This window comes from Bariatricus sp. SGI.154 (assembly GCF_050313795.1).
Taxonomy (GTDB): Bacteria; Bacillota; Clostridia; order Lachnospirales; family Lachnospiraceae; genus CAMBRQ01.
On the sequence record NZ_JBNPMC010000026.1, the window covers coordinates 29,550 to 52,700 of the forward strand.

Annotated in this window: 22 protein-coding genes and 2 pseudogenes; 21 read left to right on the forward strand and 3 right to left on the reverse strand. The window is 42.3% G+C overall.

Annotation, left to right across the window (positions count from 1 at the left end; genetic code table 11):
- Positions 1 to 318: 318 nt before the first annotated feature.
- The 15 genes and pseudogenes from ACQRBN_RS11945 (at position 319) to ACQRBN_RS12015 (ending at position 13,402) form a co-directional block, all read left to right on the forward strand.
- Entirely contained in the window at positions 319 to 1,572 is a 1,254-nt protein-coding gene (locus ACQRBN_RS11945; protein WP_427739216.1) for a serine/arginine repetitive matrix protein 2, read from the forward strand.
- 2 nt (positions 1,573 to 1,574) lie between these two features.
- Positions 1,575 to 2,252: pseudogene (locus tag ACQRBN_RS11950) on the forward strand (CHC2 zinc finger domain-containing protein).
- A complete protein-coding gene (locus ACQRBN_RS11955; RefSeq protein ID WP_427739238.1) occupies positions 2,194 to 3,543 on the forward strand; it encodes a VapE domain-containing protein in 1,350 nt (449 codons plus the stop codon). Before ACQRBN_RS11950 ends, ACQRBN_RS11955 begins: the two are co-directional and overlap by 59 nt.
- A gap of 238 nt (positions 3,544 to 3,781) precedes the next feature.
- Positions 3,782 to 3,979, forward strand: a complete 198-nt coding sequence (locus tag ACQRBN_RS11960) for an excisionase (RefSeq protein ID WP_427739217.1) — start codon at positions 3,782 to 3,784, stop codon at positions 3,977 to 3,979.
- 101 nt (positions 3,980 to 4,080) lie between these two features.
- Positions 4,081 to 5,358: an AAA family ATPase gene (locus ACQRBN_RS11965; RefSeq protein ID WP_427739218.1), complete on the forward strand. Its 1,278-nt coding sequence runs from the start codon at positions 4,081 to 4,083 to the stop codon at positions 5,356 to 5,358.
- A complete protein-coding gene (locus tag ACQRBN_RS11970; RefSeq protein WP_427739219.1) occupies positions 5,348 to 5,980 on the forward strand; it encodes a hypothetical protein in 633 nt (210 codons plus the stop codon). The genes ACQRBN_RS11965 and ACQRBN_RS11970 overlap by 11 nt, the downstream gene beginning before the upstream one ends.
- Positions 5,981 to 6,164: 184 nt before the next feature.
- A complete protein-coding gene (locus ACQRBN_RS11975; protein ID WP_427739220.1) occupies positions 6,165 to 7,097 on the forward strand; it encodes a hypothetical protein in 933 nt (310 codons plus the stop codon).
- Entirely contained in the window at positions 7,075 to 7,626 is a 552-nt protein-coding gene (locus ACQRBN_RS11980; RefSeq protein ID WP_427739221.1) for a hypothetical protein, read from the forward strand. The genes ACQRBN_RS11975 and ACQRBN_RS11980 overlap by 23 nt, the downstream gene beginning before the upstream one ends.
- Positions 7,623 to 8,120, forward strand: a complete 498-nt coding sequence (locus ACQRBN_RS11985; protein ID WP_427739222.1) for a hypothetical protein — start codon at positions 7,623 to 7,625, stop codon at positions 8,118 to 8,120. Before ACQRBN_RS11980 ends, ACQRBN_RS11985 begins: the two co-directional genes overlap by 4 nt.
- 166 nt (positions 8,121 to 8,286) lie before the next feature.
- Positions 8,287 to 9,561 carry a tyrosine-type recombinase/integrase gene (locus tag ACQRBN_RS11990; protein WP_427739223.1) on the forward strand — a complete coding sequence of 425 codons (1,275 nt, stop codon included), beginning with the start codon at positions 8,287 to 8,289 and terminating at the stop codon, positions 9,559 to 9,561.
- A gap of 276 nt (positions 9,562 to 9,837) precedes the next feature.
- Positions 9,838 to 10,173, forward strand: a complete 336-nt coding sequence (locus ACQRBN_RS11995) for a hypothetical protein (protein WP_427739224.1) — start codon at positions 9,838 to 9,840, stop codon at positions 10,171 to 10,173.
- Between the two features lie 219 nt (positions 10,174 to 10,392).
- Positions 10,393 to 11,682, forward strand: a pseudogene (locus tag ACQRBN_RS12000) (Na/Pi cotransporter family protein); the annotation flags it as partial.
- A gap of 21 nt (positions 11,683 to 11,703) precedes the next feature.
- Positions 11,704 to 12,141, forward strand: a complete 438-nt coding sequence (locus ACQRBN_RS12005) for a PhoU domain-containing protein (protein ID WP_427739239.1) — start codon at positions 11,704 to 11,706, stop codon at positions 12,139 to 12,141.
- A gap of 225 nt (positions 12,142 to 12,366) precedes the next feature.
- A complete protein-coding gene (locus ACQRBN_RS12010) occupies positions 12,367 to 12,510 on the forward strand; it encodes an HPr family phosphocarrier protein (protein ID WP_427739225.1) in 144 nt (47 codons plus the stop codon).
- Positions 12,511 to 12,685: 175 nt separating this feature from the next.
- Positions 12,686 to 13,402 (forward strand): sulfite exporter TauE/SafE family protein, encoded by a 717-nt coding sequence (locus ACQRBN_RS12015; protein WP_427739226.1) that lies wholly within the window; start codon positions 12,686 to 12,688, stop codon positions 13,400 to 13,402.
- Between the two features lie 62 nt (positions 13,403 to 13,464).
- Here the strand turns inward: ACQRBN_RS12015 and ACQRBN_RS12020 are convergent, their stop codons facing one another.
- Genes ACQRBN_RS12020 through ACQRBN_RS12030 form a run of 3 tightly spaced genes read right to left on the reverse strand, consistent with a single transcriptional unit; the run spans position 13,465 to position 15,876 of the window.
- Positions 13,465 to 13,860 carry a hypothetical protein gene (locus ACQRBN_RS12020; protein ID WP_427739227.1) on the reverse strand — a complete coding sequence of 132 codons (396 nt, stop codon included), beginning with the start codon at positions 13,858 to 13,860 and terminating at the stop codon, positions 13,465 to 13,467.
- 13 nt (positions 13,861 to 13,873) lie between these two features.
- Complete coding sequence (locus ACQRBN_RS12025; RefSeq protein WP_427739228.1) at positions 13,874 to 14,992, reverse strand: carbohydrate kinase family protein; 1,119 nt, start codon at positions 14,990 to 14,992, stop codon at positions 13,874 to 13,876.
- Between the two features lie 53 nt (positions 14,993 to 15,045).
- Positions 15,046 to 15,876 (reverse strand): class II fructose-bisphosphate aldolase, encoded by an 831-nt coding sequence (locus ACQRBN_RS12030; RefSeq protein ID WP_427739229.1) that lies wholly within the window; start codon positions 15,874 to 15,876, stop codon positions 15,046 to 15,048.
- 223 nt (positions 15,877 to 16,099) lie between these two features.
- On the opposite strand from ACQRBN_RS12030, the gene ACQRBN_RS12035 reads away from it, so the two are divergent.
- The 6 genes from ACQRBN_RS12035 (at position 16,100) to ACQRBN_RS12060 (ending at position 23,126) form a co-directional block, all read left to right on the forward strand.
- Positions 16,100 to 16,858 (forward strand): DeoR/GlpR family DNA-binding transcription regulator, encoded by a 759-nt coding sequence (locus ACQRBN_RS12035; RefSeq protein WP_427739230.1) that lies wholly within the window; start codon positions 16,100 to 16,102, stop codon positions 16,856 to 16,858.
- A gap of 96 nt (positions 16,859 to 16,954) precedes the next feature.
- Complete coding sequence (gene cysK, locus ACQRBN_RS12040) at positions 16,955 to 17,881, forward strand: cysteine synthase A (protein WP_427739231.1); 927 nt, start codon at positions 16,955 to 16,957, stop codon at positions 17,879 to 17,881.
- Between the two features lie 50 nt (positions 17,882 to 17,931).
- On the forward strand, positions 17,932 to 18,642 hold the full coding sequence (locus ACQRBN_RS12045) for a FadR/GntR family transcriptional regulator (RefSeq protein WP_427739232.1): 711 nt from the start codon (positions 17,932 to 17,934) through the stop codon (positions 18,640 to 18,642).
- A 185-nt stretch (positions 18,643 to 18,827) separates the two neighbouring features.
- Positions 18,828 to 20,186 (forward strand): GntP family permease, encoded by a 1,359-nt coding sequence (locus ACQRBN_RS12050; protein WP_427739233.1) that lies wholly within the window; start codon positions 18,828 to 18,830, stop codon positions 20,184 to 20,186.
- A 124-nt stretch (positions 20,187 to 20,310) separates the two neighbouring features.
- A complete protein-coding gene (ilvD, locus tag ACQRBN_RS12055; protein ID WP_427739234.1) occupies positions 20,311 to 22,056 on the forward strand; it encodes a dihydroxy-acid dehydratase in 1,746 nt (581 codons plus the stop codon).
- A 47-nt stretch (positions 22,057 to 22,103) separates the two neighbouring features.
- The gene (locus ACQRBN_RS12060; protein WP_427739236.1) at positions 22,104 to 23,126 is read left to right on the forward strand and encodes a sugar kinase; all 1,023 of its coding nucleotides are present in this window, start codon (positions 22,104 to 22,106) and stop codon (positions 23,124 to 23,126) included.
- Positions 23,127 to 23,151: the final 25 nt, after the last annotated feature.

Consider the following 23,151-nt stretch of genomic DNA (forward strand, 5'->3'; position numbering starts at 1 on the left):
ATTTGCCCGCAAAGTGACTCAAAGTAGAGCAGAAATATGAAGTATGAGGATAATTGGAATATGGAGAATTTTATAGTAACAACATCAGCTTGGTCGAGTATGAAAGAACCACAAAAAAACTCCCGACGATGAAGTCACTCGATAAATAAGAGTGCCGATTTTCCTTGAAAATCAAGGAAGAATGAGGTTTGGTGAAGTCTTAAATTTAAGCATTTAAGCCAAACTTAAGCCAATCAATACATGAAAAAATGCAATAGACAGCCATGAGATAGAAATATTTCGTGGCTGTTTTTACGTATCAGGAAATAATATTGATTATTGAAATTAACAAGACACAACGGTCGCTCTGGGAAGAACGGAACTTATAATCCCAGACATAATGACAGACGTTTCAATGTGGAAAACAGTGAACATATTGATGCGGAGCGAGCAAAGAAAAATGTTTATTGGGACTGTTATCGTGGTGTCACATATTTTGAAAGCCGAGAAAAGGATGAGGAACATGATTTCAGTTTTGAAGAAGTGGAACGTATCTATTATAACGAGCATTACAGTGATCATATAGAAGCACAGAATGCGAGAAATGCAAAGACCAGACACATTGAGCGTAATCGAACGGTCGAAGATCTGTTGAAGAACAAAAAGACCTGTCCGGAAGAAACGATTTATCAGATTGGAAATATTGATGAAACGGTTTCACCGGAAGAATTATTGATTGTTGCGAGTACGTTCTTTGGAGAACTGGAAAAAAGATATGGGGAATATTTTCACATTTTAGATTGGGCTCTTCATGTAGACGAAGGAACACCTCATATTCATGAACGTCATGTATTCGATTGTGAAAATAAATATGGAGAAATCTGTCCCCAGCAGGAAAAAGCATTGGAAAAAATGGGAATCCCATTGCCAGAATCAGATAAGCCAAAGAGCAAAGCAAATAATCGAAAGAAAACATTTGATGCCATGTGCAGAGAGTTGCTTTTGGATATTTGCGATAACCGAAAACTGTATCTGGATAAAGAGCCGGAATATGGTGGTCGTGATTATCTGGAAAAGCAGGATTATATCCTGATGAAGCAAAAGGAGCAGATGGCAACTCAGAAAGAACAGATCACTCAGCAGGAGCAGACATTGGAGGAACTGACCTTAAAGATTGAAGATGTAGAAGTGCTGATTGATGAAGTTTCAGATGTTGCTTATGACAAAGCAGTGGAAGTTGTTACAGATAAAGTCAGGGAGGAAACGCAGAAAGAAGATTTGATTTTGATTGAGGATTATAAAAAATGGGTGACTTCCTCCGAGCGAAACATCCCAAAAGATAAAAGAGATTTTGTCGGGAAGTGTCTGGATGCGTTTCAGAATAAACTGATGAAGGCGGCACAGAAAGTTCTGAATACGGTGAAGGCTACTATGATGAATCCAAAAGTTAAAGCAGAGGGTAAGGAAGAGATTAAGAAAAAAGCCAAAAGTTCTGTTTTGGATAAGCTGTATCAGCATCGGGATGCGATTGCAAATCGAAAAACAGATACAGACAGGACAATGGCACAGAGAAAAAATGAGATGGAGAGGTAAATTTGAATGTATTTGAAACTGTGAAGCAGTCGGTCACTACCCGTCAGGCTGCGGAGCATTATGGTATCAGGGTAGGCAGAAACGGAATGGCGTGTTGTCCATTCCATAAAGACAGAACGCCCAGCATGAAAGTAGACAGTTGTTATTATTGCTTCGGATGCGGGGCAACTGGTGACGTGATTGATTTCGTCGCTTCACTTCACAATGTAGGAAAAAAGGTTGCAGCAATCAGACTGGCAGAGGATTTTGGGATTGTTTATGATGCAGATTCGCATAAGAAAGTGAATCTTCCAGTTAAGAAGACAGTTCCCAAATTGGCTTTTGAGCAGAGATACGAACAGATGAAAACGAAATGTATTCGGGTTCTGTTGGATTGTCGGCATCTGCTTAGAAGCTGGAAAGAAATATATGCGCCTAAGTCAGATGATGAAATGTAGCATCCACGATTTTGTGAAGCATTACAGGATATTTCATATATAGAGTATTTATTAGATATTTTGTTGTTTGGAGAAACAGAAGAACAAGCGGCAGTGATTGCCGAACAAGGAAAGAAGGTGATGGAACTTGAACAACGAATTAGAGAATCTGTCTCCTCTGATGAAACAGAGCCTGTCCGAAATAATGGATGCGATGGAGCCGGAACTGACAGTGGAGGAAATCCGGGAGATGCTGGATTATAAACAGAAAGGTGCTGTGAAAAACAATCGGCATAATTGCAGGATTATTCTTGAACATGACCCGATTTTAAAAGGAGCATTTAGGAAAAATATCCTGACAGACCAGACGGATATCGTAAAACCATTATGGTGGGACAAGGTCAGTCCGGCACTCAATGATATGGATGTGAATTATATCATGCTCTATCTGGAAGAAACATATGGTCTGACCATTGATAAGATCGTGGAAAAGAGTATTGATCTGGAGGCAGACGGAAATAAGTATCATCCGATTCGGGATTTTCTGAATGGTCTTGTGTGGGATGGACAGGAACGTATCCGATATGTTCTGCATCACTTCTTAGGGGCGCCAGTCGATGATCTGACCTATGAGAGCATGAAAATGTTCCTTTTGGGGGCAATTTCCAGAGTTTTTAGACCCGGCATCAAGTTTGAATATATGCTGTGCCTTGTAGGTGGTCAGGGTGTTGGAAAGTCCACATTCTTCCGATTGCTGGCAATGAATGATGACTGGTTCACCGATGATCTGAAAAAGCTGGATGACGAAAACGTGTATCGCAGACTCAGAGGGCATTGGATTATTGAACTATCAGAAATGGTTGCAACTGCCAGAGCAAAGAGTATTGAGGAAATCAAGAGTTTCCTGAGCAGGCAGAAAGAGAATTATAAGGATTTGTATGCACTTCATGCGGTTGACCGCCCGAGACAGTGTGTGTTTGGCGGAACTTCCAATAAAAAGAAGTTTCTGCCCTTTGATAGAACAGGAAATAGACGTTTTGTTCCGGTACAGACCGATCGTTCTCAGATGGAGGTTCATTTACTGAAGAATGAAAAAGAGTCCAGAGCTTATTTGGAGCAGGTCTGGGCAGAAGCAATGGTGATTTTTCGAAGCGGCAATTTCAAGCTGGCATTTTCCAGAGAGATTGAGGAAGAACTGGATAAGCTGCGATTAGAATTTATGGCAGAAGATACGGAAACTGGAGTGATTCAGGCATGGCTTGGCGAACATGAGGATATGAAGGTGTGTTCGTTGATGATTTTCAAAGAAGCATTGGACAATCCCTATGTGAAACCAAAGAAAAGCGATACAGATCGTATCTGTGAGATTATGAACTCGTCGATCATTGGCTGGGTATCTGGTCCGACGGTAAGATTTAAGGAATATGGAACTCAGCGTTCTTGGATATGTGTAAACAACAGTTGTAAACGAGACGATAAAAACTTAAAAGATGAAAATGGATGGCAGACGGTCAGCGAGGAAGAAGCGAAGCAGATGGAACTTCCATTTGGCTAAAACAGTCTGCCGGGTTTACAGTGGTTGACGTTTTATTTGCAGAATCAAGGCTTTTCTTATCAATACTTTTCAAGGTTTGTAAACCATAAACAGATAAATAGAAGTAATTTTGTATTGGATAGGAAAACAGAAAATATTGTAACAAATGAATTTTTTAGGAGCTTGTTTACAGAGGTCGTTTACAAGGGGGCTTCCCCTTTGACCGGCTCCTATCACTAAAATATGGAGGTAAGTGCCTATGAAGCATGAAGTTCCCATTTGGGAAAAGAGCAATTTAACACTGGAAGAAGCGGCAGCTTATTCTGGTATTGGAGTGAATAAATTGCGTAAATTGTCTGATGATGAGAATTGTCAGTTCGTACTCTGGATTGGGGCGAAACGACTGATTAAGCGCAGGCAGCTTGATGAGTATACAGGACGAATGTGTTCTGTATAATTTTTTGTGAAAAAATATTGCATAAAAAATAAAACTGTGGTATATTATAGATACAGATATAACAGAAAAGATTTCTGTTGGAGGTATGGAGGTATGAAGGTATGATAATAGAAGTAAGAGTGAATAATTGTTTTTCTTTTTCGGACCCTATAGTGTTCTCGATGAAGGCGGATATGAGAAACAAAAAGTTTGCATCTAATGTGCATAAAGAGAATAATTTTAATATTTTGAAAACGGCAGGGATTTATGGACCAAATAATGCCGGAAAGACTTGCCTGGTTAAATGTATACGTAGTATTGTAAACGTTTTTTTGAATCAGAATCCAGCAATTAAATCCAATATTTTTACGAAGAGTTCAATTTGTCAAATGGGAATTTCTTTTTTGGTGGATGGCAGAGAGTTTTCGTATGATTTTTGGTACGATACAATGAAGAAAGAGTATCCATATGAGGAGTTTAAAGAAATTTTAAAAGATCAATATGGCAACGAAAAAGAAGTTGTTTGGTTGCTGAAGGATAGCGTTAACTCAAAATATCAATATGAAGATGAAGAACTTACAAAAATGATTCCGTTGGTTTCTCAAAGCAATTTGTTAGTATATTTGGTTGATACAAGTAAGTTTAAGTATTTAGCAGAAATGAAAGAACTCATTGTGCGATTTGCATCTAAGGTTGATATTGTTGATATGAACAATATTCCAATGGAAAGAACAATTAATTTAATGAAGAACAAAAATGACTTGCAGAAAAAAGTTGTTGAGTTTATTAAAAATGCAGATCTTTATATGGATGATTATGCGTATGTAGATATGGATAAAATCCATGTCAAAGTTGAGAATGTAGATGAAAGACCTGAGGAGAAAGCACTTAATATACCTGAACAGATTATAGATCAAATTAGATTAGTGTCTGTATATAAAGGAATTCCAGTGCCGAGTATTTTGTTTGATTCTACAGGTACTAAGAAAATTGCAGCACTTGCAAGTTATATTATTGAAGGATTGGAAAATGGTAGAATTCTTGTCGTTGATGAATTGGACAGTAGTATTCATTTTAAATTGACGAGAGCCATTGTTGCTATGTTCAATAACGAATTGAATTCTAACTCACAGCTGATTTTTACAGTTCACGATATAAATCTTATGGACTGCAAAAAAATGTTCCGTAAAGAACAAATTTGGTTTGTTCATAAAGATCAGGATGGTGTGTATTTATATTCTTTAGCAGAATTTACAGCACAGCAAGGAGTTCGTGATACGACGGATATTATGGAGAAATACAGAAAAGGTGTATTAGGTGCTTTACCTGATCCAGAACTGATTCGTTCTTTGCTAAGTATTAAAGGAAATAAAAAGGAGGTACTTGCGGATGGCAAATAAACTTCCTTGGATTTTTTCTGGTAGTAAAGTATGCATTATATGTGAGGGCGATGAAGAATATGAATATCTTGATAAGCTGATATCATTAGATGTGTGGAACGAGAATTATAAGTTTACGTTGGAGAATGCAGAAGGTAATGGAAATATTCCAGCACGATATCAAGATAAGTATCAGAATGGTTCTTATGATGTAGTACTGGTTTTTTGTGACACCGATAGAAAACCTTATGAGCAATATGTTGATATTAAAAGAAAGATCAACGAGTTTCATGGAGTTGAGAATGCTGCTGACAAAGTTGTGATTTATGGAAATCCATGTACAATGCAAATTATTGTTGAACATTGGGATGAAATTATGCTGAAATCACATCAGAAAAAGAAAAATGCTCCAATTATTTTTGAATTAACTGGAGTAGAAAATTACAAAGGAAGAGAAGATCAAAGACAGGAATTGTTTTCTGGAATTACAAAAGAGAATTATCTGGAAATGAAAGAACGCATCAAGAAATTATCGTCTGATGATACAATAAAAGGAAGTAGTAATTTCGGTCATTTTATAGAATGCTTTTCCATGAAAGATGATGCATGGATAAAGGATATTAATGACTCCTTAGAAGAGTAAAAGTTCTGTAAAATTACAGGTAATGTATATGCAGGGGACGGAAACAAAGTCTTCTGCATATCAAAAAGTCAGAAGTACTATGAATGTAAAGGGATTTTTTAACCTTGGATTAGCAGCTAAACACAAAGAATGCTGACAAAAAGTGAGAAAGTGTGGATAATTAAGCCACAGGAAGGAGTAAAGGATGAAATTAAAAGCATTAAGTCATTACGATGGGGATACAGATACAAGATTTGGCGATTGTATTTTATTGTATGATGCAACTACGCTAATCGTGTATGACTGTGGACATGAGAGACATGCAGAAGAAGTAGAAAATTTTTTGAAGAATAACTCATTGATTTCAGAGGTACATGTTGTAATATCTCACAATGATGAAGATCATATAAAGGGAGTCATAACATTGTTTGATAGTTTGTATGATGAGGGATATGATGTGACGGTGTATTCTTCTTTGTATCTTAAAAGTGCTAAAAAAGTGCTGGATATTCTGGATGATGATAGAAGAACTCTGAAGGGAACGAAAGAGCGTATTCTTAAAACATTTGTCCATATCAAAGAAATTGTTGAAAAAGCGCAAGAATATAATTTTACGGTTAAAGATGCGGCGGTTAATACGAAAGTTGCATCTGGAAGTATCGTAGGTCCAACAGAAGATGAATTTGTTAATGTAGTAGCACAAGCTGTCGAAGATGACAAAGTAACGAAATATGAAGGCGAGACTGTAATGAATGCAGCAAGTGTCCAGTTGAAATGTAAGGTTGATGATGGAAAGTCGGTTTTATTATGTGGAGATGCAACGCCTGCATTTTTGCATAATTTAAATGTATATGGAGTTATCCAATTGCCACATCATGGGAAGTTAGACAATGCTCAAGAGATTTTTGAAAAATTAACAGATTCTTATAGTAAGACATACCTTATTTCTGACAATACTGGTTCAGGACCAACAAGTGGAGGTTCGGACAAATTGGTTGAGTACATGAAAGACGAACTTTATGATCCTGCATTAAACACAAAAGATGGTGTAGTAAACTATCCGAAAAATGGTGGAATCCATGTTTCTGTCAAAAAGACACAAGGAGTGAAGCTCGGTGGAGTGGATACTTGGTTTTAGTGCTGATATAGTAGTAGATGCCAATCAACTGAAGGCAAGACATGAATATATTCAAAAGGTGACAAATTCAGAAGTATCACCTTGGTCTTTCCTTCAGTTGGGAGGAAAAATATATAAGCAATTCGTCTGCTGTGAATCAAAAGACGGATTGAATGGTGTTTTTATTACAGCCCACATTGGAACTGTAAAAGGGTTGTGTGCAATAAAAGAAATAGCTGCAAAGGATTTTGTTGTAGCAAATACCTGTATATGGGAGCGTTTTTCTGAAAAGGATACTTTGACTGGAATGATGAAACATAACAAGAACGCTGAATTATGGTTTGCTAAGCAAGCATTGTCAGTAGAAAATAAACATATTTTGAGGCAATCTACAACAGTAGAAGATATCGGTAAATTTGGATTTCAGACTTCCGTGTCAGAAAGAAAATTGTTTGCAAACAGACGAAAGGGTTTTATGGAGGCCGTAAACCTATCATTTGACAAAGTGTCGCCTATTATATTACCAACAGATTTAGGAGGAATAGTGTGAGTAGCATTATTGAAAAATTGGATTCATATCAAATAATGACAAATTTGCTGCCAGGAGCCTTCTTTGGCATTGCATTAGACTTAATACTTGGAATGGCAATTCCGTTTCAAGGCGTAGTGGAGGAGATTGTGATTTATTATTTCATTGGGCTTATTCTTAATCGAATTGGTTCATTAGTTGTAAAGCCAGTCTTGAAAAAAAGTAAATTTATCGTAGAAGCACCATATCCAGAATATGTTAAAGCTGTAAAAAGGGATTCGAAGATAGATATTTTGTCTGAGACAAACAATTATTTCCGTACTTTGTTAGCAGGAGTTATTCTTTTATTTACAATTTATCTATGCATGAATTTAGAAACTATATGGGGATGGCTCATATCTAATTGGAGATGGATTGCGTTAGCATGTTTGATTGCTCTGTTTTTATTTGCATTTAGAAACCAGACGGATTATGTAAGAAAACGTGTTGAAGCAGTAAATAGTCAAGAAGAATAATTCTTATATAAAATCAAGAATTAAAATAGTTTAACTAAGTAAATTAACAATTGCACAAGGACGATGTACCGTTTTCGTGAAAAACGGTCATTGAATTAGGGACATCCTTTTGGTACAATAAGTATCGGAATGACGTCCCTTTTCTGTTGTGCGGAAAGGAGCCAAAATGGCAGGAAAAGGACAAACAAAAAGAAAAGATAAAGACAGAATCGTTCTTCGTAAAGGAGAAAGCCAGCGTCCAAATGGAACTTATGATTACAGATGGACAGGAAAAGACGGAAAGCGCCATGTGGTTTACGCAAAAACGCTGGAGGATCTTCGAGAGAAAGAAAAGGAAATCGAGAGAGACAAAAGTGATGGCATTAAAGCCGAAGCAAGATATGTGACCATTAATGATCTGTTTGATTTATGGAAGCAGATTAAACGAGGTCTGAAGGACAACACATTCCAAAATTATCAGTATATGTATAATACTTTTGTGAGATCGGAGTTTGGAAAAACAAGAGTGTCTACGGTGAAAAAGACGGATGTGAAGCGTTTTTACAATTATCTTGCGGACGAGTGTGGATTACAGGCATCAACCATTGATAGTGTGCATACTGTTTTGCATCAGGTGTTGGAAATGGCAGTAGATGATTGCTATTTGAGAAACAATCCGAGCAATAATGTGTTGAAAGAATTGAAGCAGTCTCATGTGTTTAAAACAGAGAAGAGAAAGGCTTTAACGAAACCGCAGCAGGATTTACTTTTGGACTTTTTAAAAAGAAATCATACCTATAATCATTGGTATCCGGTTATCGCTGTTATGGTTGGAACGGGGCTTCGTGTCGGTGAAGTGACAGGGCTTCATTGGTGCGACATTGATCTGGAAAATGGCATGATTGATGTGAACCACACATTGATATATTATTGTCACAGAGATGAAGCACAGAAGAACGGCTGTTATTTTAATGTGAATACTCCAAAGTCTGAAGCGGGTGTGCGTCAGGTTCCGATGCTGGACTTTGTAAAAGAAGCATTTTTGCTGGAGAAACAGTATCAGGAAGCGATGGGCGTTGAGTGTAAGGCAACAGTGGATGGTTATACGGATTTCATCTTTGTAAATCGTTTTGGGAATGTTCAGCATCAGGGTACTTTAAACAAGGCGATTCGCAGAGTTATCCGTGACTGTAATGATGAAGTGTTGCTTAAGGAAGAAAATGAACCAGTATTACTTCCGCATTTTAACTGTCATACGCTGAGACACACATTTACAACACGTTTATGTGAAGCTGGTGTAAATATAAAAGTAATTCAGGATACCTTGGGGCACGCAGATGTTCAAACTACTTTGAATATCTACGCAGACGTGACTAAGGAACTGAAACAGGCAGAGTTTGCAGGACTGGAAGAGTATTTTGAAAAAACTACAAAGCAATATATCTCTGAAATGGCGGTTTAAGCCAGTTAAGCCAAAAGATAAGCCAATGGAAACAAGTTGAGTAATGGCTTATGAAGGCTTATGTATTTTGGAGTGAATTGAATATGGCGCAGATACAGAGTTAGGGAGAGAAATAACGAGATATAAATTTCGTGAATTAGAAATCCCGACGATGAAAAGCATTGGTGGTTCCGATACATCCAAAAAGGCTCAGACAACACCGGTGGCAAAAACAGAAGAAAAGCCGGAATAAAAATTGATTTTTCAAATGTAGAGATTGAGCCATTATTTGAAGACATGGTGGATTTTGAGACATTCAGCACATCCGATTACCGTGCTGTTAAGATCAAAGAGTGCGAACCGGTAAAGAAAAGCAAAAAACTTCTGAAATTCGTATTAGACGACGGAACAGGTACGGATCGTGTGATTCTTTCCGGAATCCACGAATACTACGAGCCGGAAGAACTGGTTGGAAAGACAGCAATCGCTATTGTGAACCTGCCGCCAAGAAGCATGATGGGAATTGATTCCTGTGGTATGCTTATCTCAGCTGTACACCATGAAAATGGTGAGGAAAGACTTCACCTGCTGATGGTAGATGATGCGATTCCGGCAGGCGCAAAATTGTACTAATTAGCAGTGGCTTGAGGGCGCTGAAGAAATGAAGAGAAAAGATAGTGGCTGAAACAATGGGTTTTTGCCACTTTTCTTTTTGCTGGTTGCTAAAAAACTATAGTAATTCATGTAAAAACTTGGTAAAATCTGTGTAAAATGTATTTTAATTATTACGAATTTTACAGGTGGATGAGTATGAATATTTTTAATGTAATTACACTTTTTGGCGGATTGGCCATGTTTTTGTATGGAATGCGTTTGATGGGAGATGGATTAAAAACAAGTTCGTCAGGGACGCTTAAAAAGGCAATGGAGAAGGTTACTAATACCCCAATCAAGGCATTTCTTCTAGGACTTGCGATGACTGCGGTCATCTAGTCTTCAACAGCTACTATCGTTATTACCTCAGGTCTTGTAGGTGCCGGGATTATCTCCCTTGGGCAGTCGCTGGGGGTTGTGATCGGTGCCAATGTTGGTACAACTGTTACTGGACAGATCATCAGACTCCTGGATTTGAATTCGTCGGGGGCTTCGATTCTCCAGTTTTTCAAGCCATCAACGCTGGCACCACTGGCTCTGATTATCGGTATTATTGTAATCATGGGAGTAAAATCCAAAGGTTCAGACAAGGTAGGGCAGATTATCATTGGGTTTGGAATCCTGTTTTCCGGACTTTTGAATATGACGGATGCGGTAAGCGTGCTGACCGAAAGCGGAATCGTGGAACGTCTTTTCTCGGGTCTGGGGCAGAATCCTTTGATTGCTTATGCTGTTGGAGCGGGAGTTGCGTTTGTGCTGCAGAGTTCTTCTGCAACGATCGGTATCTTGCAGGCATTTTCTACTTCCGGACAATTGACTTTTGGGGCAATCTATGCGGTTCTGGTTGGTATCTATCTTGGCGATTGTGTAACGACTGCGATTGTCTGCAACATCGGTGCAAAGCCAGAAGCCAAACGTGTGGGTGTTGTGAATATTCTATTTAACTTAAGCGAGTTTGCCTTGATTCTGACGGTTGTTACAATGATACATAAAGTCGGGCTTTTGGATAGTATCTGGAATAGTACGATCCACTCAGGCGGAATTGCGAATACGAATACGATTTTTAATCTGTCATGTGCGATTCTACTGTTGCCATTGGTGGGAATCTATGAAAAGATCAGTTACAAGATTGTGAAGGACGAGCCTGTTGCCTCCGGGAAATATGATGAGATGCTGGATGCGCTTAATCCAGTGTTCATCAGTACTCCGGCGCTGGCTTTTGGGCGCTGCTATGAGGTGCTTCTGGTAATGTGCCAGATGGCACGGACGAATATTAATCGTGCTTTTGATATGTTTACCAAATATGACCCGGAAGTCATAGGGCAGATAGTAGAAGAAGAGGATTATATGGACCGTATGGCGGACCGGGTGAGCAATTATCTGGTTCAGATATCTGCGAAGATTACTTCTTCTTATCATGTTGAGATCATGAATTATTATTATTCTGCAGTCACGGAGTTTGAACGGCTGGGAGATCATGCTTTGAATATTGCTGAGATTGCGATGGCTATGAAAGAGAATGGCAATGAATTCTCGAAGAATGCGTTGTCAGAACTGCTTGTACTCCGGGAATTGCTTGATCGGATTCTGGATTATACGAATGAAGCGTTCAGAAAGCAGAATCTGATGGCAGCCAGACATATTGAACCGTTGGAAGAAGTTGTGGATGATATGGTAAATGCATTGAAGGAGAACCATATAGAACGGCTTCGCGGCGGAGAGTGCGGAGTCGTTAATGGCACGGAATTCTTCAATCTGCTTTCGGAAGCGGAACGTATCTCCGATGTCTGTTCGAATGTCGGTGTGGCGACGGTTGCAAGAGCAACACCTGAGATCAAGCATCAGGTGCATGATTATGTTACGATGCTGCATTCTGGGCGGGATGAAGAATTTAACCGGGATTATCAGGAGGCACATGATCGGTATTTCCGGCTTTTAGAAAACTAGACTGTAATAAGGCTGCTATGTCAAAGGCGATAACATATGATAAAAACAATTTTATTTGACCTGGATGAACTCTCCTCCCAATGAATCAGGATGAGTTTGTGAAAGTATATTTCGGGCATCTGGCGAGGAAACTTGCACCCCACGGCTATCAACTGGATGAATTGATCGGTGCAATCTGGAAAGGCATCAATGCAATGGTGGAAAATGTAAAGGGGTGGGCGAAAAATGAAAGAAATTACATGTACGGTTCAATCAGAAGTCGGACTTCACGACGAGTATGCTGTAAACCTGGTCGCGGAGGCCAATCGGTATAAGAGCGACATCTATATAGTGAAAGACGGGAGAAGATTATACTTAACACGCTGCTGAAACTAACGAAGAAGGAATGAACATTTGTCATCTCAATATTTTTATATTATTGTTGATTATTCTTATTGTTCTGTTGAAGATATCTCATTATAATTATAAATTGTAAATCGGATGAGTCTTTGATAAGACGTTAAGTGAGAAAGTCAAGAATCAATCATATAAATAGGGGGATAAAATGTTTTGGTGGATCGTTGCATCAGTAGGTGCATTTTTTATAAAGGGCTTATGTGGTTTTGCGAATACGCTTGTATTTACGACAATCCTCAGTTTTGGAAATAGTAATATTAATATCTCGCCTGTGGAATTGCTCTTAGGGTATCCGACTAACGCGATTCTCGCATGGAAAGAGCGAGGATCTATTCAGTGGGGCATCTGCCTTCCGCTTGCGATACTCGTGCTTTTTGGGAACATTCCGGGGGTCTTGCTTTTGAAAAATGCAGATACCGGGCATATCAAGATTGTTTTCGGTTTTCTTATCATTTTTGTTGGTGTAGAGATGCTGCTGCGGGAAGCGCAGGCAATCAAGATAAAAGAATCGAAGGTTGTGCTGGGCATTATCGGAATCCTGTCAGGAGTATTATGCGGCTTATATGGAGTAGGAGCGCTGCTGGGGGCATACGTGGGCAGAGTGACTGAGGACAGCCATGGGTTCAAGGCGAATATCTGCATGGTATTTGTTGTGGAGAATACATTCCGGATTGTATTGTATACGGTTCTGGGAATCATTACGTTTGATGTCCTGAAGCAGGCTGTGATCTTGATTCCGGCGATGCTGGCAGGATTATACCTGGGAATGGCAAGCAGCAAAGTGCTGGATGAGAAAGTTGTGAAGAAATTAGTGATCGTAATGCTGATTCTGTCGGGGGTGGCATTGGTTGTAAATAATCTTTAATGGAGGGGTATCATGAGTATAACACCCCTCCTTTTTGAAATATAAAGTACTTTTTAAATCCTTTATTTCCAGTCTTTATCAATATATTCGATTGCTTCTGCTTCGGATAAAGAGAATTTCATGCAGATTCTGCTGATAGTATCATCTCTGGAAACTCCGAAATCCTGGCAGGTTTCCGCTAGTACTTGTATACCGCCTTCTTTGATACCCTCTTTGATACCTTCTTTAATGCCCATCTTAATTCCGTCACTTTTTCCATCTTCATATATATCTTCTAATGCCTTACACATATCGACCTTCTCCTCTCCGTTATATTTTGTTACAATCCCTCTTAACTGCTTCCTGGAATGCAGAAGTTCCCGAATTGCCTGATAAGTTCCGGTATCCAGTTCGCTAAAATATTCCTTGTGATCCTCCAGATATTTCTGCAATGCATCCTTCTCGCCATTATAAAACATTCCTTATTCTATTTTAGAACGAATTCTTCTCCCATCCCCCATCAATCTTCCGAATCAACTCTTCAAAAGACAGCAGCCCGCTCAAAGTATCATAAGCCGTAATGCAGGACGCCCCAGTCCCTGTCGCCAACTGCAGGCACCGGCTTGCAGGATACCCGTCAATGGCCGCTTTTAAGAACGCCGCGATGCTGGTATCGCCCGCCCCGGTTCCGGACAGAATAAGATCCGGCACATAACTCTTCTCGAAGATATCCAGGTTATCCCAGTCTCCAAATTGTGGATCAATCTGTGACATAACCTCAGAACATGCTGTCCTTAAATACATCCCGGAAGCACCGCACTTGATCAATACACATTTCGCGCCCCATTCGATCAGCCTGTCAGCCAAAGGCTTTACATCTTCCCGGGCATCCAGCATTAATGTAATATCGGCTCCGTTTGCCCGTCTGTTCCACTCATTGTAAAGTGGTCTGTCCATCATATATCCCAGTTCTTCAATACTTGGGACGAAGAAATCTACATACGGCAGCACATCTCGGATTAATTTTGCCCAGTCACATGCAGCGACCTCAGATCCATCCTCCACAGCAGCCATATCAAGAGAAGTGGTAAGCCCCAGTTCTTTTACTTTCTTGAATATCCTGATCAGTTCGCTGCCGCCATCCACATACATGCTGCGCATAAGCGGAGGATATCCGAAGTGGAAATGTCCTGCCTGTGCGATCAGGTCAAAATCAAGATCCTCATAGCAGAAGGTATCATTCGTCCCCGGATGATGCAGGAAGATGCGGTCGATTCCCGGAGGGGCGATGACCATTGTATAGGAGGTACTTTCATTCTCGGCATGGATCAGATGCTGAGCGGCCGTCTGCTCCTGAAATGTCCGCTCAATAATGCTTCCAAAAGCATCATCGGCAATCTTGCCAAGCAGAATAACTTCGCTTCCGAACTTCTTAAGAGCAAGTCCGGTGTTGGCAACGACACCGCCAACACTGTTGGTAGCATTTCCTACATTCAGAAGTTTTCCTGGCTTTAGCAGAGCGCTGACGCTGTCGGTTCTCTGAGATTCAAAGAACTTAGGCGTGATGTCGACACAGAGGTGTCCTGCCACAACAATTTTTTTATTCTTCATAATATTTCACCTGCTTTTTATTGCGATATTCCCAAGAGGAATCGCATAGAGTATTATTTTCCGCTGAATACCTTCATGGCAGCCAGTACATCCGCCTTGATCGCTTCGCGTCCCCATACGGCTACGTCATGATAGTAGACGAATTCATTCTCCGCCTTAAGACACTGCTTTTTAACAGCCTCTCCGCCAGCCTTGGCAGAATAGGTGTAGTAGTTGATCTTGCGTACGCCGCGCCTGATACATTCCCGGAAGTCTTTGTCGCTTACGCCGGAACCGCCGTGCATAACCACTGGAATTCCGGTTTTCTGCCGGATATCGGAGATTCGGTCAAAGTCCAGTTTTGGTTCTGCGAAATACAGTCCGTGGATCGTGCCAAAAGAACATGCCAGGGCATTGATGCCCGTCAGTTCTACGAAACTTTTCGCTTCGTCAGGGTTTGTGTACCGGTCTTCATCTGTGCTTCCGTTGCCGCCCATAGCTCCCAGTTCTGCTTCTGCGGATGCACCGTATCTGGCTGCCATCTCCACAGCGATTCTTGTATTGGCAACATTCTGATCGAAGTCCAGCATAGAGCCGTCATACATGATGGATGTGAAGCCCATATCCAGGGCTTTCTGCAGGTAATCCAGTTTCTCACCGTGATCCAGATGTACGCAGACTGGCACGTTTGCTTTCTCTGCCATCATAACCATGATCGGTCCGATCACATCCAGTGAGATATAAGCCTCATGGAGTTCTACGAATTGGATGATCACCGGCTGTTTTAGTTCCTCGGCAGCCTCCAATGTAGCCTGGATTCCTTCTAAAGTACATACGTTGAATGCGCCGATTGCCTGTCCGTAACTTTCTGCGTATTCTAAGACTCTGTTCATTGTTACAAGCATATTCCGTTCCTCCTTGCATATAGACACTATATAAAATATTACATGATAACTGGAGTATAGCATGAAAAAAAGCCGAAAGAAAGCGTGGCACTTATTTTGAGATTTGGACAGAAAAATGTGATTGCAATCATGAAAATGATCATTGGAAATAATCAGTAAAATTGCTTTTTTATACCGTCATTGTTATAATACATATAACATACCCAGGAAAGAGGCTAAGACTATGACGCCCAAAGAAAGACAAAGAGAGATTCTGAATCATTTAGAAAAAAGATTATATATGAGTGTGGAAGAACTGGCAAAGGCAGTCTATGCCAGCGAACCGACAATCCGGCGGGATCTGATCCAGATGGAGAGAGAAGGGCTGATTAAGAAGAAGCGTGGCGGTGCAGCCTTTATTTCCCAGGAGAAGATTAAACTGCCCTTTGGATTCCGAAGCCATGCGAATATTGATAAGAAGAATTATCTTGCGAGTCTTGCGGCGGCATATGTAGAAGAAGGAGACTGTATCTTCATGGATGGCAGTAGTACGTGTTATTGTCTTGCGCGCCATCTGGCAGAATATTCGAGTCTGAGAGTTCTGACCAATGGAATACCAGCTTTGCAGTTGATGGGGAATTATGGCAATATCCTGGCGGACTGTGTCTGTGGGACCTATCATTCGGATAGGGTGAGTATCTATGGTCATGAGGCATGTGAATATATTGCGAAGCATCATGCAAGGACGTGCTTTATCTCTTGCTGTGGGGTAGACCTTAAGCAGGGTGTGATGGAATATCTGCCGGAAGATGCTGCGCTGAAAAGGGCATTCCACGAGCATTCTGATCGAACCATCCTACTGGCAGACAGTTCTAAGATGAACCAGATGTCTTATTATGGAGTGATGCCCCTGAAAGAATTGTCAGCGATTGTTACGGACCAGCCTCTGCCGGAAGAGATGAATGAATTCTGTATAGAGCATCAGATAGAGGTAGTGTATTAAGCGATTTCAAAGTATTTCTATTTTCCTATGCAATATAGCGGCATATTATGATAGAATAGATGTAATTAAGGTTAATTAGAAGGAGTAAATGCAATCATGATATATAATGATATACTTGAAGCGGTGGGGAATACTCCGCTGATCCGTCTGAATCATATGACGGATGAGGACAGTGCAGAGATTCTTGTGAAGTTCGAGGCTGTCAATATCGGCGGCTCTGTGAAGACCCGCGTGGCATACAATATGATCCTGGAAGCCGAGAAGCAGGGGCTGCTGAATGAGGATACGATTATCGTAGAGCCGACCAGCGGCAATCAGGGGATCGGTCTTGCGCTTGTCGGGGCTGTGAGAGGTTATAAGACGGTGATCATTATGCCGGATTCGGTAAGTGAGGAACGGAGGAAATTAGTTCAGAATTATGGGGCGGAAGTAAAACTGATTCATGATGCGGGTGATATTGGAGCGTGTATCAATGAATGTATCCGGACGGCGCTTCGTATGAAGGAGGAGAATCCGCACGTGTTCGTGCCGCAGCAGTTCGAGAACCCGGCGAATAGCAAGTCGCATTATGAAGGGACCGGCGCAGAGATCATCGCTCAGGCGGGAAAGAAGATTGACGGTTTCTGTTCCGGCATTGGTACGGGCGGAACAATCACAGGGATTGGAGAGATTCTGAAAAAACAGAACCCGGATGTGGAGATCTGGGCGGTTGAGCCGGAGAATGCAGCGCTTCTGTCCGGCGGTGAAGTGGGGAGCCATATCCAGATGGGAATCGGGGATGGCGTGATCCCGGCGATTCTGAATCAGGAGATCTATGATGAGGTTGTGATCGTGACGGATGAAGAAGCGCTTGAGACAGCCAGGGAACTGGCAAGATCAGAAGGCATGATGTGTGGAATTTCCAGTGGCACGAATGTGGCGGCAGCCAGAAGGCTGGCGAAGAAGCTGGGGCGAGGGAAGACAGTGGTTACGGTGCTGCCGGATACTGCGGAGAGATATTTTTCTACGGCATTATTTGATTAGTGCTGCGTTCTGTGAATGCTGTATTGAAGACGGGATAGAAGGAAGGATATATGTATCGGTTTGAGAAGATGGATAGGAGGCTTCTGGGGTCTCAGGTAGAAGAGGAATTATTCCATTATATTTTGCAGGAGCCGGTGGAAGTCGGGCAGAAGATTCCGAATGAATTCGAATTGGCGGAGAAGTTCGGCGTGGGTCGAAGCACGATCCGGGAAGCGGTAAAAGGTCTGGTTTCGAAAGGCGTGCTGGAAGTGCGGCGAGGTTCCGGAACCTATGTGATCAGTACCAGCACATTGGAAGATGATCCTTTGGGATTGGGCAGATTCGATGATAAATACAAGTTGGCTTTGGAACTTTGTGAAGTGCGTCTGATGCTGGAACCGGAGATTGCATCTATGGCAAGTGAAAACGCTGCGCAAGAGGATCTTGAGCAGTTGAAGAGCCTGTGTGATGAGGTGGAACAATTATATCTTACGGGGAAAAATCACATAAAAAAAGATGTGGAATTCCATACATGCATTGCGAAATGCAGCCAGAACAGGGTAGTGGAGATATTGATTCCTGTCATTAACTCAGCGGTTGTGACATTCGCGAATCTTACACACAGAATACTGATGAAAGAGACGATAGAGACGCATCGTGCAATTACGGATGCAATTTTAAATAAGGACCCGATGGGGGCGAAGTGCGCGATGATTATGCACTTGACTTATAATCGTCAGATGATTATGAGGATGATGGAGGAACACGAGGAATCGAATTAGACAAAACGCACAAAAACGGTGGGCATATCTGAGAGTATCCCACTGTTTTTTTATGCGAAAAGTAGAAAAAATAAAAGCAAACATCAGATGTATTGACAAAATTAACTGAAAAAAGTAGTAAAAGCAACAAGACATAAGACGTCAGATGTTAAAAAGTAATGTAAATGTAGAAGGAGGAAAAACAAATGAATGCTGAAACAGCAGCGTTAAATCCAACCAGACTTGTGGTTGCAGCATTGGTGGGGCTTGTAATATTGTTGGTATTAATTATTAAGTTTAATATCCAGGCGATGGTTTCGATTCTGATCGGAGCGATTGCGATTGGATTGATTGCGGGGATGCCGTTTGATGATATTGTCACAGCGGTGAATGATGGTATTGGAAATACGTTAAAGGGAATTGCGTTATTGGTAGGACTTGGCTCGATGTTTGGGGCGATACTGGAGACTTCCGGTGGCGCGCAGACACTGGCAGTTACGATGGTCAAAAGATTCGGGGATAAGAAAGCGGCTTGGGCGCTTGGTATTACAGGTCTGGTCATTGCAATGCCGGTATTCTTTGATGCAGGATTGATTATTCTGATTCCGCTGGCATTCTCTCTTGCAAAGAGAACCAACCGTTCCTCTTTGTTCTATGTAATTCCGCTGCTGGCAGGACTGGCTGTCGGACATGCATTTATCCCGCCGACACCGGGACCGGTTCTGGTGGCAACGATGTTAGAGGTTGATCTTGGCTGGGTAATTATGGTAGGTGTTGTATGTGGAATCTTTGCCATGATTGTGGCTGGACCGATCTGGGGATCGATCTGTGGCAATAAATTTGATGTTCCGGTTCCTGATCATATTGCGAATCAGGCGGATTTTGATGAGTCAAAACTTCCGAACTTCTGGACGATTGTCGGAATTATCCTGATTCCGCTTGTACTGATTGTTCTGGACTCTGTATCTGGCGTTGTTCCTGCACTGAGCGGTCTTGCACCAGTCTTCGGATTCCTTGGAGAGCCATTCGTAGCACTTCTGATTGCGACAGTAGCTGCGATGATCGTACTGGGACTCAGACATGGATATACGACGAATGAATTGGAAAAGGTTATGACAAAGTCATTAGAGCCGACGGGTCTGATCTTATTAGTGACAGCCTGCGGTGGTGTCCTGCGCTATATGCTGCAGTATTCCGGTCTTGGAGAAGTGATTGGTAATGCAGTATCTTCTGCAAACCTGCCGATTGTGGTAATTGCGTTCGTTGTGGCAGCACTTGTACGAATCTGTGTAGGCTCCGCTACGGTTGCAATGACAATGGCAGCGGGCATTATCGCGGCTATGCCGGGAATCGCAGATCTGTCACCGCTGTATCTGGCGTGTACAACAGCGGCAGTTGCTGGCGGATCTACGGTATGTTCTCATTTCAATGATTCGGGATTCTGGCTGGTGAAGTCATTGGTAGGAATGGATGAGAAGACGACCTTTAAGACATGGACTGTTATGGAGACATTGGTTGGCGCGACAGGATTCGTTGTAGCACTGATTATTTCCTTCTTTGCATAGAATTTGTGCAGATTTTGCATAGGAAATGTGAGAATGAAGCGTGTGGAATAATAAAAGTGGTAAAATGATAAAAGCAAAACTGAAAAGTAAAACAGTAACATAGAGAATATGGAGGAAGGTAGCAATGGAACTTAGAAGTCAGGAAATGCGTAAACTGGCGCCGGAATTAGACCCGCTGCGTATCGGAACAGGCTGGCAGCCGGAGGATCTGGCAAAGCCACAGGTGATGATTGAGAGTACATATGGCGACAGCCATCCTGGAAGCGGGCATCTGAATATTCTGGTGGAAGAAGTAAGAAAAGGCGTGGAACAGGCTGGCGGGCATGGCGCAAGGTATTTTTGTACGGATATCTGTGACGGCGAGAGCCAGGGAACGGATGGTATTAACTACAGTCTTGCAAGCCGTGAGATGATTGCCAATATGATCGAGATTCATGCCAATGCAACGCCATTTGATGCGGGGGTATATCTTTCAAGTTGTGACAAGGGTATGCCGGGGAATCTGATTGGTCTTGCAAGAGTGGATATTCCGTCTGTTGTAGTGCCGGGAGGTACGATGAATGCCGGACCGGAGATGTTGACGCTGGAGCAGTTGGGAATGTATAATGCTAAGTATCAGCGGGGAGAGATTGACGAGGAGAAGTTGAATTGGGCGAAATGCAATGCTTGTCCAAGTTGTGGTGCATGTTCTTTTATCGGAACGGCGTCTACCATGCAGATTATGGCGGAAGCACTGGGACTGGCGCTTCCGGGCAGTGCATTGATGCCGGCGACCAGCCCTGATCTGCTTGCATTTGCAAGACAGGCAGGAGAGCAGGCGGTAAGACTTGCAACTATGCCGAATATGCGTCCAAGCGATATTGTGACGATGGATAGTTTCGAGAATGCGATCCTGGTTCATGCGGCAATCTCCGGAAGCACCAATTGCCTGCTTCATATTCCGGCGATCGCGCATGAGTTCGGTATTGAGATCACGGGTGATACGTTTGATAGACTGCATCGTAATGCCCATTATCTTCTGGATGTACGTCCGGCAGGGCGCTGGCCTGCAGAATGCTTCTATTATGCCGGCGGTGTGCCTGCGATTATGGAAGAGATTAAGCAGCACCTGCATCTGGATGTGATGACGATCACAGGCAAGACTTTGGGTGAGAATCTGGAAGAATTGAAGAAGAATGGATTCTATGAACGCTGCGAGAAGTGGCTTGAGGAATTCAATAAGCGTTATGGCGTATCTCTGACAAGAGGGGATATTATCCGTCCATATGACCAGGCGATTGGAACCGATGGAAGCATAGCGATCTTAAGAGGCAATCTGGCACCGGAGGGAGCGGTAATTAAGCATACGGCTTGCCCGAAGGAGATGTTCCGGGCGGTATTAAGAGCCAGACCGTTCGACAGCGAAGAAGAATGTCTGGATGCTGTGCTGAAACACAAAGTGCAAAAAGGAGATGCGGTATTCATCCGTTATGAAGGTCCGAAAGGCAGCGGAATGCCTGAGATGTTCTACACATCTGAAGCAATCAGCAGCGATAAGGAACTGGGAAGAAGTATTGCGTTGATTACGGACGGACGATTCTCTGGGGCGTCGACGGGGCCTGTAATCGGGCATTGCAGCCCGGAAGCGGTAGATTGCGGACCGATTGCGCTTGTGGAAGAAGGCGATCTGATTGAAATCGATGTTATGGGAAGGAAACTGAATATTATCGGTATCCACGGCGAGAAGAAGACCCCAGAGGAAGTGGATGCGGTATTAGAAGAACGCCGGAAGAATTGGAAACCAAGAGCGCCAAAATACAAAAAAGGTGTACTCCGTATGTTCAGCGAGCATGCGGTCAGCCCGATGAAAGGGGCATATCTGGAGTATTAGTAGTTAAGGCTATATCTTGGCGGCGTATCGCGTATGGAGGTAATTATATGAAGAAAGAGTTTGATTTGCTGTCGGTTGGAGAAGTATTGTTAAGGCTTTCGCCGCCGAGCAACGAGCGTCTTGTGCGCGGCGAGACATTTCAGAAGCAGGTAGGAGGCGCTGAATTGAATGTGGTATCCGGTGTCTCTTTGTTGGGACTTCGGACGGGGATTATTTCCAAATTACCTGCGAACGATATCGGGATCTATGCGAAGAATCGGATTCGTTTCTGCGGTGTCAGTGATGATTATCTGGTCTATGACCAGGAGAAGGATGCGCGCCTGGGTGTCTACTATTATGAGAATGGCGCATATCCAAGGAAGCCTAGAGTTGCGTATGACCGCGCTCATACTTCCATAACGAAACTGGATATCTCAGAGTTTGATGATTCCCTTTATTCTTCTGCGAGATGCTTCCATACGAGTGGGATTACCCTGGCGCTTAGCCACCAGTGTCAGGAGACAGTGATTGAGATGATGAAAAGATTCAAAGAACATGGGACATTCATCTCATTTGACGTGAATTTCCGGGGGAATCTGTGGAGCGGCGAAGAGGCGCGCAAGTGCATCGAGGACATCCTGCCTTATGTAGATCTTTTCTTCTGCTCTGAGGATACGGCACGTCTTACCTTCAAGAAAGAAGGAAGTGTCAAAGAGATGATGAAGAGTTTCACACAGGAGTATCCGATCTCTGTGGTGGCATCCACCCAGCGTATCGTGCATAGCCCGAGGGTGCATACCTTTGGTTCTGTGATCTATAGTGCGAAGGAAGATACGTATTATGAAGAAGAGCCATATCGCAATATTGAGGTGGTGGACCGCATCGGAAGCGGAGATGCCTATATCTCAGGTGTCCTCTACGGACTGCTGTCAGAGCCGGAGAATTATCAGCGGGCACTGGAATATGGCAACGCAACCGGAGCAGTGAAGAATACGATCCCGGGAGATCTGCCTTCTTCAGACTTGAAAGAGATTGATTCGATTATAGAAGCGCACCATTCGACTGGGGCACAGTTAGAGATGAACCGTTAGTAGTTGGGGACGGGGGAAATTGCAA